The sequence below is a fragment of the Streptomyces marispadix genome (assembly GCF_022524345.1).
Lineage (GTDB): Bacteria > Actinomycetota > Actinomycetes > Streptomycetales > Streptomycetaceae > Streptomyces > Streptomyces marispadix.
Genome location: NZ_JAKWJU010000001.1, coordinates 1 through 17,839, shown reverse-complemented (window position 1 = coordinate 17,839; position 17,839 = coordinate 1). Strand labels below are relative to the sequence as shown.

Below are 17,839 nucleotides of genomic sequence, written 5' to 3'. Positions count from 1 at the left end.
GTGCCGCGTGGGGGGCTGTGGGGGTGTGCCGGGTTTGTGTTTGGGGGTGGGTGATGAGTTTTGTGGGGTGTATTGGTCTGTTGAGGGGTGCGTGCGTGTTGTGTGTGTTTTTGAGAGGGGATTGTTGTGGACCAGTCGTCTGGTGTGTCGTCTGCGGGCGCCGCTCCTGTCCGTGGGGTAAGCCCGGTTTCCTTCGGTGCGTGGCGGGCGTGGCGGGCATATCGTGGCTGCGGGGCTCAACGGCTGTCATGGCGCTGCTGGTTGAGCAGACCCGGGGGGGTCGGCCGGTGACGTCCGGACCTCCTCGGTCGAGTGCCGGCTTTCGCCGGTTCCGGTGGGCGGCCTGCCGCATCTGTTCCTGTCGTCTGTGGTGTTGGTTGGGGGCTGGGATCGCAGGGGGCGGGCCGTCGTCCGTCATAGCGTTAACGGCCGTCATGACGCTGCTGGTTGAGCGGCCCGGGGTGGTTTCGGCCGGTGACGTCCGGACGGTCTGGGGTGGGGTGGCGGCTTTCGCCGGTTCCGGTGAGCGGCCTGCCGCACCTGTTCCCGTCGTCTGCGGTGATGGTCGGGGGCTGGGATCGCAGGGGGCGGGCCGTCGTCCGTCATAGCGTCAACGGCCGTCATGACGCTGCTGGTTGAGCAGACCCGGGGGGGGTCGGCCGGTGACGTCCGGACGGTCCGGGGTGGGGTGGCGGCTTTCGCTGTTTCTGGTGGGTGGCCTGCGGCATCTGTTCTCGTCGTCCGCGGTGATGTTGGTTGGGTGCTGGGAGCAGGTGCTGGCTTCGCCGGTGCCGCGCTTCGTGGGACTGCTGCGGGGCCTCAACAGCCGTAAAAGCGCTGCTGGTTGAGCAGACCCGGGGGGTCGGCCGGTGACGGCCGGACCGTCTCGGTCGAGTACGGACGTCACCGATTCCGGTGACGGTGTGCCGCCGCATCTGTTGTCGTTGTGTGCGGTGTTGGTCGGGTGCTGGGAGCAGGGGGTGGGCCGCTGGTGCCGTGCTTTGTGGGGCTGGGATCGCAGGGGGCGGGCCGTCGTCCGTCATAGCGTCAACGTCGGTTATGGCGCTGCTGGTTGAGCGGCTCGGGGTGGTTTCGGCCGGTGACGTCCGGACGGTCTGGGGTGGGGTGGCGGCTTTCGCCGGTTCCGGTGAGTGGTGTGTCGCATCTGTTGTTGTTGTGTGCGGTGTTGGTGGGGTGCTGGGGTCGCAGGGGTGGGCCGCCGCCGGTCATAGCGTCAACGGCCGTCGCAGCGTCAACGTCGGTCATGGTGCTGCTGGTTGAGCGGCCCCCCGGGGGTTTCTGTATCTGTCGGGTGCTTGTCTGGGGGTTCTGTATCGGTTGGGTGCTTGTCCGCGTCTGTTGGGTGTTTGTGTGGGGGTTTTAGTTGGGTGTTTGTGGTGTGTCGTGTTGGAGTGCGGTTTTCACTGTTTGTGGTGTGTGCGGGCTATGACGGTGGTTCCGTCGTGGGCGGTGATGATGGGGCGTTGGATGAGGGTGGGGTGGGCGGCGAGTGTTTCGATCCAGCGTGTGCGGTTGTCTGGGGTGCGTGGCCAGGAGGCGAGGTCGAGGTCTGTGGCGGCGGGTTCGTGGGTGCGGGTGATGTCCCAGGGTTCCAGTTCCAGTCGTGTGAGGACGTCTTCCAGTTCGGTGGTGGTGGGGGGTGTTCGAGATAGCGCCGTACGGTGTAGTGGGCGCCTTCCGCGTCCAGCAGTGACAGTGCGGAACGGCATTTGGAACAGTGGGGGTTGATCCAGATCTCCATGTTCTTCTCCGGTCCCTTCCTCGGCTGGTGCGCCCATCATCCCTTTTTGCTCATCCCTTTTTGCTCATTCCTGTTGTGGCTGCGCGGGCCGCTTCAGGCCGGGGGCTGCGTCCCGCCTGGGGGTCTAGCCTGGGCCCTGTGAGCGGTACTTGGGATCCGGCGGGAGGCGGGGTGGTGCGTCTTCCCTCGGGGCGTCTGTTGCGTGGACGGGCGCTGCGCCGTCCGTTGCCGCCGGGGCCTGTCCCGGCGTTTTCGGTGTTCTTGCTGGGCAAGGAGCCGTCTCATGTGCCGTGGGATTTCTGCTGGTTGCGCTGGCCCGATTTCCGGCTGCCCGTGAGCCGTCCTCAGGCGTTGGCGGTGTTGAGTGAGGCGTGGTCGCGGGCCGGGGCGGAGCGGGTGGAGGTCGCGTGCGGTGGGGGCCGGGGTCGTACCGGTACCGCGCTGGCGTGTCTGGCTGTCCTCGACGGTGTCCCGGCGGCCGAGGCCGTGGCCTTTGTGCGGCGCCATTACGATCCCCGTGCGGTGGAGACGCCCTGGCAGCGCCGCTACGTTCTGCGTTTCACGGAGTGAGCGTTCTGCGTTTCCTCGCGTGAGCCCGCCTCTTCGCGTGAGCCCGCCTCTTCGCGTGAGCCCGCCTCTTCGCGTGAGCGCGTTTCCTCGTGTGAGCGCGCTTCGTTGTGTGCGCGTCGTGCGGGGAGGGGCTTGTCAGGTGTTGGTGGTCTGCAGCGGTTCGGGGTCGTGGCCGAGGATGGTTCGTCCGCCGTCGACGGGCAGGGTGACGCCGGTGATGTAGGCGGCCTCGGTGGAGAGCAGGTGCGTCACGGCTGCGGCGACTTCTTCGGGGAGGCCGGTCCTGCCGAGTGGGTGCAGTGCCCGCATCCCGGCTTCTACGGCCTGCGCTGTGTGGGGTTCCTGGGCGGCGAGGAGTGATGTGTAGCGCTCGGTCGCGATCGATCCGGGTGCTACGGCGTTGACCCTGATGCCGCGGGGTCCGTATTCGACGGCGAGTGCCCGTGTCAGTCCTTCGACGGCCGCCTTCGCGGTGGCGTACGGGGCGCATCCCGGTACGGGCCGACGGGCTTGGTGCGAGGTGATGTTGACGATCGCCCCGGGCGAGTCGGCCTTCAGGAACCGGCGTAGGGCGGTGGCGCATCCCGTGACGGCGGGACCATGACGGCCTCGATCAGTTCGATGACCGCCGGGGTGGGGGAGATGCCGGGTGACGCGTCGCGGAAGACGGCGGCGTTGTTGACCCAGCCGTCCAGCACGCCGGCTGATTCGGCGAGGTCCGCCGCGTGCTCCGCCACGGCCTCTTCGCGGGCGTCGCCGGTGACGGCCGAGGCGCGAGCGGCGTGCGCAGGGTGCTCCAGCCACTCCACCGCCTCCGGGTCGGCCTCGATCACCACCACGAAGTGGCCTTCGGCGAGCAGCCGTTCGGCCACGGCCCGTCCGATGCCGCGGCCTCCTCCTGTCACCACGTGGCTGCTGCGCACGGCGTCTCCGTTCTTCCAGGCCGATGGGTCACCGGCAGCCTCACGCCCCCCCCCGCCCTGTCAACAGCATTCGTCGAAGCACTTCGACACTCCGGGTCGGTTGCCGGTCGCGGGTTGCCGGTGGTCCGGTGGTCCGGTGGTCCGGTGGTCCGGTGGTCGGTGGTTCTGTGTCCGGCTTCCGCGTGGCTTTTCAGGTGGAGTGCCGGGGGAGGAGTTCCAGTTTGAGGGTGGTCTCCCGTGTGGCCGTGGGGCCGTGGGTGATGCGCTGGATCAGCAGGTCGGCTGCGGTGTGGCCGGATTCTTCCAGGGGTTGCCGGACGGTGGTGAGTTCCAGTGCACGGGCCAGTTCGCTGTCGTCGAATCCGGCCAGTGCGAGGTCGCCGGGGACGGCCAGTCCCAGTGAACCGGCCGCGCGCAGGGCCCCGGCGGCGAGTGTGTCGTCTGCGGCGAACAGTGCCCGCGGCCGGTCCGGGCTGGCCAGCAGTTCTTTCGCTGCTTTGGTGGCCTGTTCCAGTCCGTGGGGGGTGTGGCGCACGCGCTCTGCTTCAAGTCGGTGGCCCGCGCTGGCCAGTGCGGTACGGAATCCGGCCAGGCGGCGCTGTCCCGGCGACTGGTACGCCTGCGACATCTGTTCCTCGCCGAGGAAGCCGAAGCTGTGGTAGCCGCGTTCCAGCAGATGTTCGGCTACCAGCCGTCCGCCGTCGGCGTCGTCGGTGTGCACGGAGTCGAAGCCGTCCCGCCGCGCGTCGACCAGTACCGCGGGCAGCCGGGAGTCGGTGAGGCGGCGGGCGGCATGGTCCTCCAGCGGCAGGCTCATCACGATGAGTCCGTCGAGCCGGCCGGTCAGCGGCAGAGTCTCCAGCAGGGGTGAGGCGGAATGTGCCGCTGAGGCGTGGTCGAAGACGACGACTTCCAGCGGCCCGTCGCCCACCGCTTTCAGTACACCGCTCAGCCGCCGTGCCACCGAGGGGTAGGAGGTGTAGGGGGCGAGCACGCCGATCCGCCCGACTCCCTTGCGGGCCTTGGCGACGGCCTCCGTCTTGGGTGTGTAGCCGAGTGCGTCCGCGGCCTTCAGCACGCGCTGCCGTGTGCGCTCGCTGACCCGGGCTGGGGTGTTGAGCGCGAGTGAGACGGTGGAGATGCTCACTCCGGCTTGGGAGGCGACGTCGTAGATGGTGATCCGGCGCGGCAACTGGCTTCAGTTCTCCTCGGCCTGGCCGCTGCTCGGCCCCCGGTAGGTGATGCCCGCATCGTACCGGGGTGCCCGGCGCGCGAAGGACGTGTTCCTGGCGGTCTGTTCGGCGGGGGGAGGGCGTGTGCTCTGCGGCCTGTCCGGCCCCGGGGAGGGGCGGGGGCTGCTGCGCGTCGAACGCTTCCCGGCCGGGTGTCGTGAGGGGTCGCTGTCCCGCGTCGGCCGGTCTGGGGACAGGGCTTTCGCGCCGGGTTTCCCCTGGCCGCGGCGCTTCGGCGTCCCGGCGTAGCCGGCGGTTTCCCGCTCGTGGGCCGTTCGCTCGTGGGTCGTGGGTCGTTCGGTGGTGCCGGTGTGGGCGGGGGACGGCGGGCGGGTGCCGGGGGGCTGGGTGTGGTGGGGGTCAGGGCAGGTGGTGGCCTTCGGCGTGTGCTTCGGCGGTGTTGAGGAACCATTCGCGTGCTGCGGCGGCGACCTGTTCCAGGGCGCCGGGTTCTTCGAAGAGGTGTGTTGCTCCGGGGATGACCTGGAGCTGGTGGTCCGCGGGCAGGAGCTGGGCGGCTTCCTGGTTCAGTTCCAGTACCTGGGGGTCGCGTCCGCCGACGAGGAGCAGTACGGGGACTTCTACCTGTTTGAGGGCGTCGCCGGCGAGGTCGGGGCGGCCTCCGCGGGAGACGACGGAGACGACCGGTCCGGCCTGGGCTGCGGCGACGAGGGCGGCTGCTGCGCCGGTGCTGGCTCCGAAGAGGTGCACGGGCACGCCGTGGGTCACGGGGTATTTGCTCAGCCACTCGATGGCGGTGGCCGTCCGTTCGCTGAGCAGGGCGATGTCGAAGCGGTGCTGCCCGGTCGCCGCGTCGGTCTTCTCCTCGTCCTCGCTGAGGAGGTCGATCAGCAGGGTGCCCCATCCGTGGCGTTGTAGTTCGGCGGCGACGGCGCGGTTGCGCGGGCTGTGCCGGGAGCTGCCGCTTCCGTGGACGAACAGCACCATCCCGCGCGGGGAGGGCGGCATGTCGAGGTCCCCGGGGAGGTCGACGTTGCCGGGCACCGCCACCGAGATCTGCTCCGAGATCATCAGCGTTCTCCCCTTTCCGGCTTGTGGTTGCTGCCTTCCGGGGTAGCCGCCGCGCGGCCGGGTCATGCCCGGCGTGATGCGTCGCGCAGCGCAGGACCTGGTGCACGGCTGGGCAGAAGCGGGCTCGGGGGTCTGCGGCACCCGGGCCCGCTCTGCCGCCGGGTCATGCCTCGCGTGGTGCCGGCCCGGCGCGCGGCCCGCCTGGAGCCGCCCGGTACCCGTGCTCCGTCCTGCCCGTCTCCTGCTCGCCCGCTGCCCGGGTTCTGCTCGCCTGCTGCCCGCTGTCCGGGTTCTGTTTGCTGTGGTGCTGTCAGTGCCGGTAGAGGCGGTAGTAGTCGAATTTCGCCGTGGCTCCGTCGCCGCCGAGGGATACGAGTCCGTAGCGCAGCCGGTGTTTTCCGGGGATGGTCCATGTGCCGCCGGCGGTCCACTGTGTTCCGTCGCGGCTGGTGAGGGCCTGCACGTGGTGTTCCCCGTGAGAGGTGGTGTGCCGCAGCCGCAGCCATGTGGTCCGTGCGGGAGGGCCGACCGAGGCCGAGCCGTAGGCGATGTCTCCGGCATACGGCTGCTCCTTGCCGTATTCGGTCTGCCGGGTGTTCCAGATGGCGGTGTGCGCGAGGCGCAGGTACCGGTCGTCGCCGGCGTAGGCGACCAGTCCGGCCTGCTGGTAGTTGCGTACGGTCTCCACGCCGAGGTCGATGCTGAGTTTCGTCTCGACGGTGAAGTCGCCCCGCGGCGCCTGACGCAGCATGACGGACGCGGTGTTGGTCTTCTTGTGCAGCTCCGCGTCCTGGGTCCGCCACACGTACTGCCCGTCCCTCACGCTTCCCGCCGGGTGACGTACCCACTGCCATCCGGGGCGGGGCCGTTCACCGTCGAACTCGTCGCTGCGGGCGGGGTCGAGGGATCCGGGATCGCCGGGCGGCCGGCTGTCCCCGCCGGCAGGGACGGCCGGCCGCTTCTGCGCTTTCGTGCGGGGAGAGGTCACCGGTGCGGGCTGCCGCCCGGCCGAGGCGCCCTTCCCGCCTCGCACCACCGGCCATCCGTTCTTCCAGTCGAGCCGGTCGATGAGCATGGGGCGCCGGTTGATGCCGTAGGGCTTGTCGAGGTACGGGTTCGAGCGGTCGATGGCGTGGTAGAGCATCCAGTCCTGCCCGGCGAGGTCGGTGACGACCGCGTTGTGGCCGGTTCCCACCCACCGGTTGCCGTTGGGGGTCAGCGTGATGGAGCCTCCGGTGCGCGACGCGGTCAGCGGTACGCCGTCGCGGTCGGTGAAGGGGCCGCGGACGGAGCGGGAGCGGCCTGCGAACACCGAGTAACCCGTGGTCGGCCCGGCGCAGCAGTCGCCGGAGGAGGCGAAGAGGTACCACCAGCCGCCGCGGCGGATCACATACGCGCCTTCGAAGCGGTTGTCGGTGGCGACCAGGGTGGGGCGGCCCGCCCGCCGGGTGCCGTCGGGGGAGAGCGCGGTGACTTCGATGCCGCCGTTGTAGGAGCCGTAGTAGAGGTAGCGGCGGCCGTCGGTGTCGGTGACGTGGGCGGGGTCGAAGGTCCATTTGAAGCCGTTGTCGCCGCGGCGGGGCGGCACGACCGGTTCGCCGTGGGTCTTCCACGGTCCGGCGGGGCTGGAGGCGGTGGCGACGCCGATGGCGCTGTCGTCCTTCTCGTCGGTGGCGTCGGTCTGCGTGACCACGAAGTACAGCCAGTAGCGGCCGTCGTGGTAGGTGATGTCGGGGGCCCAGTAGGCGGCGTCTTCCGCGGCCCAGCCGGGCGCGTTGTCCTTGCCGAGCGCGTCGGTGACGTACTTCCACTCCACCAGGTCGCGGGAGCGGGCGACGGGAAGCGAGTGGGGTTTCCCGCCGCTGCGCAGGGGGTCGGTGGTGCCGAACGCGTACCAGTAGCCGTCTTTTCCGCGGACGACGGCGGGGTCGGCGAAGGTGTCGGCGAAGCCGCGGGAGACGGGGTTGACGTAGGTCTTCCCCGAAGCCGGGCTCTCAGAAGCCGGGTTCCGGGAGTCGGCGGAGGCGAACGTGCCGTAGGCCCCGGGCGCGGCGGCGAGGACGGCGAGCAGGGCCGATCCTGCGACGGCGGTGCGGATCCGGGATCCGGCGGTGGTTGCGGTCACGTACGTGTCCCCTCCCTGGGCGCTGACGGCGGCAGAGCATGTGTACTGCGCCCGCTACAACGTTGTAAAGGAGGGGGGTGCTGTTCGTTGCCCTGTTGACAAACGCCGCCCGGGGCGAGGTCGCCGACCGGACGCCGGAGGAGCCGGGAGTGCTGGGGGTGCTGGGGATGTCGGGGGTGCCGGAGGTTCTGGGTGCGGGGCAGCCGCCCGCCCCCGGGGCGCCCGGGGTAGGGGCGGCGGGGGCGGGCGGCTGCCGGGTGCGGCGTGCGCCGGTGGGGTGCGGGTGTGCGGTGGTGGTTCAGGTCTGGGGCTTGCGGCCGTGGTTGGCCGCGTTCTTACGGCGTGCCTTCTTCTTACGGCGGCGCTTCGACGACATGTCGACTCCTCTGCAAGGGGGTTGGTTTCTTTTCCTGGTGGTTGCCCTGGTAGAAGCTGCTGCGGGCGTGCGCACGGGGCGCGGCCTGCCCGGGGGCAGCGGCTCGGCGCATCGCCCATGGTGGCAGTGATCGCGCCGGCGGGGCTAACCGCGGTCGCCCGGCGCCGGGGTCTCTGGCGCCGGGGGTCGGCGGCCGGTGAAGGCGCCGGTGTGGGCGGTGTGTTGACGTCGCGTAGACGGCGCGATCGCGCCCGCGTCACAGGGGGCGAGGCGGCGGTAGCCGGTCGCGGCATGGGCGTCGGCCGGGAGGTCCTTTCCCGGGGCGGGGCCGTAGGGAGGGCCGGGCCCGGCGGCTGGTTGCGGGCCGGGGGTGGGGAACGGGCTGTCGTGGCGGGGGAGTTGTGCCGGGTGCGCGGGGGCCGGGGCGGTGGTGGTTCCGGCGGCAGCGCGCGGGCGGGGCTGGCGGCGGATGCCGGTGCTCACTGATCGCTCGCACCGGCCACGTGCTGTACGGGCGCGAGGCGTTTCGCCGGACCACCCGCGCATTTTGGGCGGGCCCCGGGCCCCGGGCGCTGGGGTGTGGGGTCGTGCGGCGGCGCGGGGGCGTCGGGAGGTGAGTGAACTGGCGGAGAAGGGGCGGTTGTTGCTGTCTCAGGGGTGCGCCTGTCGGGCGGGCCGAAGTTCTGGCGTGCGGCGTACGGCACGCGTGGTGGGCGTAGAGCGTGGCCGCTGGTGATCGGGCGCTTCGCCGGGGTGGGGTGGGGTGTTGGCGGGACGGCGGTGAACCAGGCGGGCCGGTGCCCGGGGGCGCGTCGTGCGGGTGGTATGTGTGCCGGTCGGTGGGGGGCCGGTCTCGTCCCGGGAGAGCGGGAGAGTGTGGGGTGTGGGGGCTGTGGGGCCGGGCTTTGTGTTCATCGGGTCCGGGGGGCGGGTGGTGGCCGAGTCCCCTTCACATCCCCGGCCCCAGGCACTCCGCTACCCGCCCGGCCGCCCCGCCCGACCGGACACCGGCCTGCGCCAAGTGCCCGCCTGGAGCCAGGACTTCGCCGGGCGCACGAAGGGGTGCGCCCGGGTGTTGTCCGCGGGGTTGTGCCGACGACGGAGGTCTCGTTGGGGGCGGGGGTGCCTGGTCTCGTCCGGTGGGGCAACGCTGCGGTGTCTGCGGGTGTGCGGCGTGCTCGCCGCCCGTAGCGGGCCGTGTGGGATCGGACGGCCTGCTGTTCGTCGCCGTACGGGGCGGGTGGGGGCCGGTAGTTCGGGACGGTTGCTGAGGTGCTGCCTCACCGGCCGAGACCGAGACCGAGACCGAGACCGCGGTCGAGGTCGAGGCCGGGACCGGCCCCGGGGGCGGGGCGGGATCGGTGTCCCGGGGCGGGGTGCGGGTGTGGGCCGGTGGTGCTGGGGGGTGGTGTTCTCGCCCCGGCGCCCGGGGCGTTGGCCTGCCCGCTGCCCGCTGCCCGCTGCCTGGTGTGTGGGGGTCAGGGGGCGGGTTTGATGTTGTGGTTGAGGCGGAAGGTGTTGTCGGGGTCGTAGTGGGCCTTGATGCGGGCCAGGCGCTGGTAGTTGTGGCGGCCGAGGCCGGCGATGATGCGGTCTTCGCCTTCGTGGCCGATGAAGTTGAGGTAGACGGCGCCGCTTGCCCAGGGGGAGAGGTCCTCGCGCAGGCCGCGGGCCCATTGTTTGCCGCGGGTGTCGTCGGCGGGGTCGTTCCACAGTCCGAAGGGGTGGACGATCCAGGGGGCGTGCCGCCAGGGCAGGGGGTAGCGGTCGGCGTCGCGGGCGACCGCGCCGCCCTGGGGGAAGAGGACGTGCTGGGAGGGGGAGGGGACGATCATGTCGTGGGCCCGTGCGCAGAACAGGTCGACGGCGTCGTCGGGGAAGGCGTCGAGGTGTTCCGCGGACCAGTAGTTGCGGTAGCCGGGCGGGTCGTCGAGCATGCTCTGCAGCTGCGCGTAGGGGAGTTGGGCGATCATCGCTCCGGCGTGGCCGAGCCGCAGCATCGGGGCCATGACCTCACGGGCCTGCGCCTCCTGCCCGGTGTAGGTGATCAGTACCGCGCACACCAGCTTCCCCACCAGCCCGCGGGGGACGAAGGGCTCCTCCCCGGCGGTCAGGTAGATCAGCCCGCCCCCGACCTGGTCCGGGGCGCCGGCGATGAACTCCCGGTAGGCGCGCGCCACTTCCCCACCCGACTCCGGCGGCCACACCAGCAGCGCGGCCGTCAGCGCGGGCAGCGGATGCAGCCGCAGCGTCAGCGAGGTGACCGGGCCGAAGTTGCCGCCGCCGCCGTGCAGCGCCCAGAACAGTTCGCTGTGGGTGTGCGGCGTGGCCCGTACGAGATCACCGCCGGCGGTGACGACCTCGGCCGCCAGCAGGTTGTCGCAGGCCAGGCCGAAGGCCCGCTCCAGCCACCCCGAACCCCCGCCGAGCACGAACCCGCCGACCCCCGTCGTCGAGACCCGCCCGCCCGTCGTGGCCAGCGCATACGGCTGGGTCGCACGGTCGAGATCGGCCATGGTGGCACCGCCGCCCACCCGCACCGCCCGCGCGTCCGGATTCACCGTGACGCCGTTCATCAGCCGCAGATCCACCACCACCCCGTCGGTCGTGGAATTCCCCGCCACGCTGTGCCCGCCGCCGCGCACCGCGATCTGCAGCCCCTCGGCACGCCCGTAGGCCACGGCCCGGGCCACCTCGGCCTCGTTACGGGGCAGAGCTATCAGCGCGGGCGAGCGGTCGATCATGGCGTTGAAGACATGCCGCCGCTCCTCATACGAGGGATCACCGGGAGTCAGCAGAACGCCGGTGAAACCCCTCCGCAGATCGTTGAGTGCGCTCTCATGCACCATCCGGGACGACATAGTGTCCCCTTCCGCGCAGCTTTTACCTACTTTCGACCGTAACGCCCGGAAGAAACGGAGCCGGAGGCGACGGCCGGGACACCGGAGGGTCTGGGAAGGGCTGGAAGGCTGGAGGGGACGCAGAGGTAACGGGCACAGGGAGAAGCAGCGGGAGCGGGAACGGGGGTGGCGGCGTCGGCCGGGAGGGTGCGCTCCGCGCCGTCGGGCCCGGCCCCCCGGGGGTGGGGAACGCGCAGACAGGAGCGCCCAGTTCGACACCCGGCCGAACCTCCCGGCCGAACCTCTCTGTGTCGCGCTGTCTCCATGTCCCGCCCACAGACGGGAAGTTGAGATGACGGCCGGGGGAAGGCGGTGCCAGCTTCGCTACGCCTGCGGCCCAACCCTGCGCGGGGGAGGGCCCGGTTCACGCTTTGGTGCCTCCTTTGGTGCCCCCTGGGGCGGCGGCGGCGACGGCGACGGCGCTGCCGTTGAAATGCCCGGGGCGAAACGCTGGCCGACGACCGGCGCGTGCGGACGACCGCCGCCCGCGGAGAGCCGGCACTCCCGCGGCCCGTGTCTCGGCGAGCGGGCGGGGGGTGAACCGGGTTCCGGCGGGAACCCGGATCGGGCCGAGGACCGCCACGAAGTGGGGACGAACGCGCGATGGCACGGCTACTCGTCGAAGACGACGACCTGATCGTCCGGCTGCCCTGGTGGGAGAAGGCCGCAGCGCGGCACGGCGACGTGCGGGTACCGCTCGCCGCGGTACGGCGCGTGAGGACCGAGCGTGACTGGTGGCGTGCTCTGCGCGGAGTCGCACGCCGCGGCGTGTGGATCTCGGGGGCGCTGTACGCCGGCACCCGCCGAGACCACGAGGAGGACGACTTCGTCGCCTTCCGGCCCGGCCGTCCCGTGGTGTGCGTCGAGGTGCGGCCCGGTACGCCGTGGAGGCTGCTCTCCGTCTCCGTGGCGGACCCCGAAGCCACAGCCCGGTGGCTCCGCAGGCGGGCCCCGGACCTCGACCCCCGCGGAGCCGGCAAGAGCGCACAGGCCGGGGTGTGGGACTGGGTCACCGACCGCCTCACCCTGTGGCCGAGTCCCTAGAACCCCGCCAGGCACCGACCGCCGAACGACCTGCCGCCGAACGGTGCGGCCCCGGCGGCCGGCCGACGCGGCCGGGCCCGAACAGCCGCTCAGGAAGCGGATGACGCCGTCGGCGAACCCCAACAGGCATGGAAACACAGCCATCTGAGCCCACAGTGACAAACCGGTGCGGCACCGGCCCGCGGAGAAGCCCGGCCCGCATCGCGGCGGGAGCCGTCCGGCCCGGACGGTACTCCGCGTACTCCGCACAGCACCGTCCGCGCCGGTGCCTGTACGTGCCGGCTAACTGGGCTGTCAGGTCCGGCCGTTCGGCCCCTTCCGGAAACAAGACGGCAGGCGCCCGCGACCGGCACCTGCCGCCTCTTCCCCTTGGTGTCCGTCACCGCTCCTGACATGACGACGTCTCGTCATGTTGGTGAAAGCGCCTGTTCCGGCGCATAGTTGGGACACGTCTTGATAGGTTTGCTCTCACTGCTTACACATCAAGGTGTGAGGTCGAAACCGTGAGGAGGTGACCCCGCGTGCCCACACACGGCGTCGCCACAGGGCCGTACGGGACGGAGGCCGCTCGTAAGGCCCTGTTCCAACTGCTCGATGCCGGAAAGCCCGTGGTCATCACGCGGGAGTCCGGCGACACGGTCGTACGGGCCGTCCTGACACCGCTGAACGCCCTCACCGAACAGCAGCACGCCGTGCTGGAGTCCTGGCCCGCGCACGGACTCACCCAGGCCCGCCAGCAGTTGGGCAGCCTCGTCACCGCAGCCGCCGCCGGCGCTCCCCAGCGGCTGCGGAAGCGCACCCGCGACGTCGCCGTACTCCTCCCCGCCGACGTCCCCGCCGAGGCGACGGTCCCGGCGCCCACGCCCCCGTCGCCCGCCGAAACCGCAGCGACCAGGCCCGTCGACGAGGCGCCCGCCCCGCCCGCCGAGGCCGCACCGCCCCAGACCCCGCGGCCTGCTCGCCGGGCACGGACACTGACCGGACCCGCCGCGGTGCTGGAGAGCATCACCAGCACCGCCCGCGCCGCACTCTCCTACGGACTCGCCGCCCTCGACGACGCGACCGGCGGCGGACTCCTCCCGGGCCGCCTCGCCCTCATCGCCGCCGCACCCGGCGCCGGCGGCAGCCTCCTCGCCGCGAGCGCGGCCCGCGACACCGCCGTCGTCCACGGCCGCCCCGTCCTCTACGCCGCCTCCGGCCCCTCCGCCGCGGACGTCGTCGCCCGCATCACCGCCGCACACGCCGGCGCCGACTACCAACGACTGCGATCGGGCCTGCTGGACCCCCCGCCACACCTCGCCGCACGACTCGCCGAACCCCGCCAAGCCCCCCTGTACGTCGACGACGGAGACGACCTCGACACCGGCGCCATCGAGTCCACCCTCGCCGACGTCGACGGCCTGGCCCTCCTCGTCGTCGACCGCCTCCAAACCGCCGCGGACCCGGCCGTACCGCTGTCCGGCGACACCCTCCCCGCCGCGACCCGCGACCTGATGCGCCTCGCCCGCACCCACCACCTGCCGGTACTCGCCGTCGTCGACACCGACGACCCCACCCTCCTCGACACCCTCCGCGCCGACGTCGTACTCCGCCTGGAGCGCACCGGCGACACGGCCCGACTCGCCGTAGCCGACGACGACATCGGCATGGGCGACGTGACGCTCTACCCCGACTTCGTACACGCCCGCTTCCTCGACACCCCCGACCCGCACACACCCCCACAACCCCCTCCACCGCCGCCTGCACCCCGCACAAAGCAGCCACCACCCCACCCCCCGGCAGAGCACGCCAACCGAGCCACCACAGCTCCCAAGTCCCGCCCCGCCGCGGCGCGTTCAGGATCACTCGACGCCGACGTCATCGAACAGATCCACGCCACCGTCGCCGACGCCCTGCACGCCGCGGGCGGCGACGCCGACGCCGCGGCCAGAACACTCATCAAGCGGGCCGTGCCGGACGTCATGGCCTGGTTCGACCACACCCGCAAAGGCTCCCGCTACGAACACAGCTCGTTCCCGCCGGTACTGGACCTGCTGAAGAAGACCGGCCAGAAATCCGGCGCCGACGCCATCTGGGAAGGCCGCCAGAACTGGAAGAACACCGCCGTACGCGCCGACGCCACCCCACGCGAGACCATCGCACTCGATGCGAACGCCGCCTACCTCGCCGCATTCAAGACACACCTGCCCATCGGCCAACTCACCTGGAACGACAGCCAAGTCCACGACCCCAAACGCGCCGGCATCCACCACATCACCCCACCCGCCTGGCCCCACGAGGACCTGCCCTCACCACTCGGAGACCGCCGCAAAACCGGCGACGTCTGGATCACCGAACCCACCCTGCGCCTCCTCCAGCGCTGCACCCAGGACGGCCTGTGCGACCCGCCCCTCATCCACGAATCATGGACCTCCGGCGCGACGGAGAACGTCCTGGAGAAGCTGCGCCGCACCCTCGCCCAAGTACGCCGGGAAGCCATCGAAAACGGAGACGACGTCACGGTGGAATACCTCAAATCCGCGTACTCCAAGTTCATCTCCACCATGGGAGAGTCCACCTACAACCGCGAGATCCGCCGCCCCGACTGGATGCACATCCTCCGCAGCCAGGCATACGCGAACCTCTGGCTCAAGGCCCGCAAAGCACACCAGGCCGGACTCGTGGTCGTCGAAGTCACCGGCACCGACGAGCTGCACGTCCACGGCGACTGGCAGCAGGTATTCACAGAAGGACGAGACCTGTCCGACATGAAACCCAAGCGCACCTACACGCTGGGAGCCGACCGGTGACCGCACGCGAGGAATGGGGCGAATTCTCCAAATACCACGCCCAAGGCATCCCCGGCGCCGAAGCCCTCGCCGCAGAACTGGACCGGATCATCCGCGACACCGGCATCCGCAGCCCCATCGACACCCGCCGCGGCCTCCACGCCCGCCTCCACTACCTCGACAGCCCCGCCGGCCGCACCGCCCTCAAAAACGCCGGCGTACGTACGCCCCGCCACACTCCGCCGCTGGCAGACCGGCAAAGCAACACCCTCCCGGAAAAGCCGCCAACGCATCGAAAAGGCCTACCGCACCCTGCGCAGCCACAACATGCTCCGCTCCGGCGCACTGACAAAACGCCTCAACCGAGCAGGCGCCGGAACCCGCGTAGAGATCTACCCCGTCAACCAGACCGCGGTACGCCCCCCACACCGCCGCGACGTACAACAGCGCTCCCTCCAGATCCGGGACTGGCACGACATCGTCTCCGCCTGGGACGCCCGCGACACCGCCAGACTCGACGCCGCCTGGGACGACATCATCACCGACCTGGGCTCGGAGTACGACGCATACGCCTACGTCTCCGGCGTCGAGTCTGGCGGTGTCGCACGCTGGCGGAGCCACAACATGCTCCGCTCTGGACCCGGTGCGAGGCGCTCGTCGCGGCGGAACGGAGCATGTTGGGGGCCGCCGCGGGGCCACCTGCGTAGGCCTTTTCGATGCGTTGGCGGCTTTTCCGGGAGGGTGGCTTTGCGCAGCGGCGGAGTGTGGCGGGGCGTCACGCCGGCGTTTTTGAGGGCGGTGCGGCCGGGGGGCTGTCGAGGTAGTGGAGGCGGGCGTGGAGGCCGCGGCGGGTGTCGATGGGGCTGCGGATGCCGGTGTCGCGGATGATCCGGTCCAGTTCTGCGGCGAGGGCTTCGGCGCCGGGGATGCCTTGGGCGTGGTATTTGGAGAATTCGCCCCATTCCTCGCGTGCGGTCACCGGTCGGCTCCCAGCGTGTAGGTGCGCTTGGGTTTCATGTCGGACAGGTCTCGTCCTTCTGTGAATACCTGCTGCCAGTCGCCGTGGACGTGCAGCTCGCCGGTGCCGGTGACTTCGACGACCACGAGTCCGGCCTGGTGTGCTTGCGGGCCTTGAGCCAAGGTCCCCTCTCATGCCAGGACCCCCCATCACCGCCCCCCCCCCCCCCCCCCCGGTCACGAGGACGAGACTGCCCTCCGACACCCCGCGGCCCGCGGGGCCGGGCAGACCGCAAGCGCACCTCCCCCGCTCCCCACACGCTGGGGGCATGCGGCCACCGGGCTCCCGGGCGACCGCCGCGGCTGCCACCTCCCTGGAGGCCACCGAACGAGCGGACCGCGGACGACTCCCCGAGGCGAATTCTCACTACTGCCCGACCCTCCCGTCGGTCTCCGACGCGGGTGGAGAGATCGTCCGCGTCTCGCCCGATCCGCGCCCCCGCCCACCCGGGCTCCTCCTCGCTGCGCGCCCGCCTCCGACTGGACCGTCACTCCCCGCCGGCTCCTGGGCGGTCCGCGCCGGCGGGGCGGTCGAGGTAGCCCTCCGGCCAGGCGCAGCAGATGGCAGGCCGCGCCCACACCCGTGTAGTTGGGGCTGCGCGAGGTTCTCCGGAGTTGCAGCACCCGGCGCCAGGACTGGTCTCATCGGTTTGGGTGTCAGCTCTGCGGTGACCGGGGCTTCGGCCCCGGGGCGCGGATCCCGGAGTCTGCACCCTCTCCGCGCCCGTCCTCTCCTCGCCCCCTGCCCCCCCCCCCGCGCCCACTTGGGCGTGCGGAACCCCTTCGATTATGCCTCCTTCTCGGTCGCGCTCCCTGTAGGTGGATCCGCTGGGGATGTAGAGCTTCTGTCGGGCCGGCTCGTGACCCGCGTGGACCTGCTCCCCACACGCACTCGCCGTGGACACGCCCACGCGGCCTGGGAGGAGGGGGGACGACGACCGGGGCGAGACCCCAACGCCCCCGACTCCATGGTCGTCCCCCCTGGGCCGCCACCTACAACCGCGAGATCCGCCGCCCCGACTGGATGCACATCCTCCGCAGCCAGGCATACGCGAACCTCTGGCTCAAGGCCCGCAAAGCACACCAGGCCGGACTCGTGGTCGTCGAAGTCACCGGCACCGACGAGCTGCACGTCCACGGCGACTGGCAGCAGGTATTCACAGAAGGACGAGACCTGTCCGACATGAAACCCAAGCGCACCTACACGCTGGGAGCCGACCGGTGACCGCACGCGAGGAATGGGGCGAATTCTCCAAATACCACGCCCAAGGCATCCCCGGCGCCGAAGCCCTCGCCGCAGAACTGGACCGGATCATCCGCGACACCGGCATCCGCAGCCCCATCGACACCCGCCGCGGCCTCCACGCCCGCCTCCACTACCTCGACAGCCCCGCCGGCCGCACCGCCCTCAAAAACGCCGGCGTACGCCCCGCCACACTCCGCCGCTGGCAGACCGGCAAAGCAACACCCTCCCGGAAAAGCCGCCAACGCATCGAAAAGGCCTACCGCACCCTGCGCAGCCACAACATGCTCCGCTCCGGCGCACTGACAAAACGCCTCAACCGAGCAGGCGCCGGAACCCGCGTAGAGATCTACCCCGTCAACCAGACCGCGGTACGCCCCCCACACCGCCGCGACGTACAACAGCGCTCCCTCCAGATCCGGGACTGGCACGACATCGTCTCCGCCTGGGACGCCCGCGACACCGCCAGACTCGACGCCGCCTGGGACGACATCATCACCGACCTGGGCTCGGAGTACGACGCATACGCCTACGTCTCCGGCGTCGGCATCGCCGCCTGACAAAACCTGTACTGCCGAACAGGCTGGCAACGTACGGGAGTTGATGAGCAGGCAGACATCAGACGCAGAGCGAACTGACAGGGTGGTCCGCACGGGACTCCACCTGCCTTACAACTCTCCTTACATGTTTCCTTACGGGGTCTGCTACGGGCGGTTACGTAACTCTCCGTAAAGAATGGGCAGTTAAAGCGGACATCATCAGCAGGGCGGCCGCGGCACCCTGCTTCCCCAACTCCAGGTGCTGTTCTCGCAAAGGCGAAGTGATCGCGGCGCCCAGCAGCCATGGC

The 17,839-nt window shown here is 71.0% G+C and carries 14 protein-coding genes and 1 pseudogene; 5 read left to right on the top strand and 10 right to left on the bottom strand.

Translation table 11 applies throughout. The features are described from left to right. Window positions 1–1,421: 1,421 nt before the first annotated feature. A pseudogene (locus MMA15_RS00075) lies at window positions 1,422–1,762 on the bottom strand (ArsC/Spx/MgsR family protein). A gap of 138 nt (window positions 1,763–1,900) precedes the next feature. Between MMA15_RS00075 and MMA15_RS00070 the strand changes: the two are divergent. Then, window positions 1,901–2,332 (top strand): protein-tyrosine phosphatase family protein, encoded by a 432-nt coding sequence (locus MMA15_RS00070; protein ID WP_241056885.1) that lies wholly within the window; start codon window positions 1,901–1,903, stop codon window positions 2,330–2,332. A 135-nt stretch (window positions 2,333–2,467) separates the two neighbouring features. Here MMA15_RS00070 and MMA15_RS27705 read toward each other — a convergent pair whose 3' ends face one another. The 7 genes from MMA15_RS27705 to MMA15_RS00045 all read right to left on the bottom strand — a co-directional run bounded on the left by MMA15_RS27705 (window position 2,468) and on the right by MMA15_RS00045 (window position 10,881). Beyond that, complete coding sequence (locus MMA15_RS27705) at window positions 2,468–2,866, bottom strand: SDR family NAD(P)-dependent oxidoreductase (RefSeq protein WP_308290480.1); 399 nt, start codon at window positions 2,864–2,866, stop codon at window positions 2,468–2,470. Between the two features lie 20 nt (window positions 2,867–2,886). Further along, window positions 2,887–3,255, bottom strand: a complete 369-nt coding sequence (locus MMA15_RS27700) for an SDR family NAD(P)-dependent oxidoreductase (protein ID WP_308290479.1) — start codon at window positions 3,253–3,255, stop codon at window positions 2,887–2,889. Between the two features lie 190 nt (window positions 3,256–3,445). Continuing rightward, window positions 3,446–4,447, bottom strand: coding sequence for a LacI family DNA-binding transcriptional regulator (locus MMA15_RS00060; protein ID WP_241056884.1), 1,002 nt, complete (start codon window positions 4,445–4,447; stop codon window positions 3,446–3,448). A gap of 400 nt (window positions 4,448–4,847) precedes the next feature. Beyond that, on the bottom strand, window positions 4,848–5,519 hold the full coding sequence (locus MMA15_RS00055) for a dienelactone hydrolase family protein (protein WP_241056883.1): 672 nt from the start codon (window positions 5,517–5,519) through the stop codon (window positions 4,848–4,850). Between the two features lie 310 nt (window positions 5,520–5,829). Further along, the gene (locus tag MMA15_RS00050) at window positions 5,830–7,644 is read right to left on the bottom strand and encodes a family 43 glycosylhydrolase (RefSeq protein ID WP_241056882.1); all 1,815 of its coding nucleotides are present in this window, start codon (window positions 7,642–7,644) and stop codon (window positions 5,830–5,832) included. 298 nt (window positions 7,645–7,942) lie between these two features. Further along, window positions 7,943–8,020 carry a 50S ribosomal protein bL37 gene (locus tag MMA15_RS28670; protein ID WP_484600488.1) on the bottom strand — a complete coding sequence of 26 codons (78 nt, stop codon included), beginning with the start codon at window positions 8,018–8,020 and terminating at the stop codon, window positions 7,943–7,945. A 1,478-nt stretch (window positions 8,021–9,498) separates the two neighbouring features. Further along, window positions 9,499–10,881: an FAD-binding oxidoreductase gene (locus MMA15_RS00045; RefSeq protein ID WP_241056881.1), complete on the bottom strand. Its 1,383-nt coding sequence runs from the start codon at window positions 10,879–10,881 to the stop codon at window positions 9,499–9,501. A 642-nt stretch (window positions 10,882–11,523) separates the two neighbouring features. On the opposite strand from MMA15_RS00045, the gene MMA15_RS00040 reads away from it, so the two are divergent. Both MMA15_RS00040 and MMA15_RS27695 read left to right on the top strand, forming a co-directional pair. Next, window positions 11,524–11,964: a hypothetical protein gene (locus MMA15_RS00040; RefSeq protein ID WP_241056880.1), complete on the top strand. Its 441-nt coding sequence runs from the start codon at window positions 11,524–11,526 to the stop codon at window positions 11,962–11,964. Between the two features lie 521 nt (window positions 11,965–12,485). After that, window positions 12,486–14,753: a DnaB-like helicase C-terminal domain-containing protein gene (locus MMA15_RS27695; RefSeq protein WP_308290478.1), complete on the top strand. Its 2,268-nt coding sequence runs from the start codon at window positions 12,486–12,488 to the stop codon at window positions 14,751–14,753. 754 nt (window positions 14,754–15,507) lie between these two features. Here the strand turns inward: MMA15_RS27695 and MMA15_RS00020 are convergent. Next, window positions 15,508–15,711 (bottom strand): hypothetical protein, encoded by a 204-nt coding sequence (locus MMA15_RS00020; RefSeq protein ID WP_241056886.1) that lies wholly within the window; start codon window positions 15,709–15,711, stop codon window positions 15,508–15,510. Beyond that, window positions 15,708–15,872: a hypothetical protein gene (locus tag MMA15_RS00015; RefSeq protein WP_241056878.1), complete on the bottom strand. Its 165-nt coding sequence runs from the start codon at window positions 15,870–15,872 to the stop codon at window positions 15,708–15,710. The genes MMA15_RS00020 and MMA15_RS00015 overlap by 4 nt, the downstream gene beginning before the upstream one ends. A 901-nt stretch (window positions 15,873–16,773) precedes the next feature. On the opposite strand from MMA15_RS00015, the gene MMA15_RS00010 reads away from it, so the two are divergent. Together MMA15_RS00010 and MMA15_RS00005 are read left to right on the top strand one after the other, a co-directional pair. Beyond that, the gene (locus MMA15_RS00010) at window positions 16,774–16,974 is read left to right on the top strand and encodes an acyltransferase (RefSeq protein WP_241056877.1); all 201 of its coding nucleotides are present in this window, start codon (window positions 16,774–16,776) and stop codon (window positions 16,972–16,974) included. Then, window positions 16,971–17,552, top strand: coding sequence for a hypothetical protein (locus MMA15_RS00005; RefSeq protein ID WP_241056876.1), 582 nt, complete (start codon window positions 16,971–16,973; stop codon window positions 17,550–17,552). The genes MMA15_RS00010 and MMA15_RS00005 overlap by 4 nt, the downstream gene beginning before the upstream one ends. Window positions 17,553–17,839: the final 287 nt, after the last annotated feature.

Bases quoted from the DNA above. Each gene is read 5' to 3' on its own strand.
- MMA15_RS00040 (WP_241056880.1), top strand. From the start codon at position 11,524: ATGGCACGGCTACTCGTCGAAGACGACGACCTGATCGTCCGGCTGCCC.
- MMA15_RS00010 (WP_241056877.1), top strand. From the start codon at position 16,774: ATGCACATCCTCCGCAGCCAGGCATACGCGAACCTCTGGCTCAAGGCC.
- MMA15_RS28670 (WP_484600488.1), bottom strand. From the start codon at position 8,020: ATGTCGTCGAAGCGCCGCCGTAAGAAGAAGGCACGCCGTAAGAACGCG.
- MMA15_RS00055 (WP_241056883.1), bottom strand. From the start codon at position 5,519: ATGATCTCGGAGCAGATCTCGGTGGCGGTGCCCGGCAACGTCGACCTC.
- MMA15_RS00045 (WP_241056881.1), bottom strand. From the start codon at position 10,881: ATGTCGTCCCGGATGGTGCATGAGAGCGCACTCAACGATCTGCGGAGG.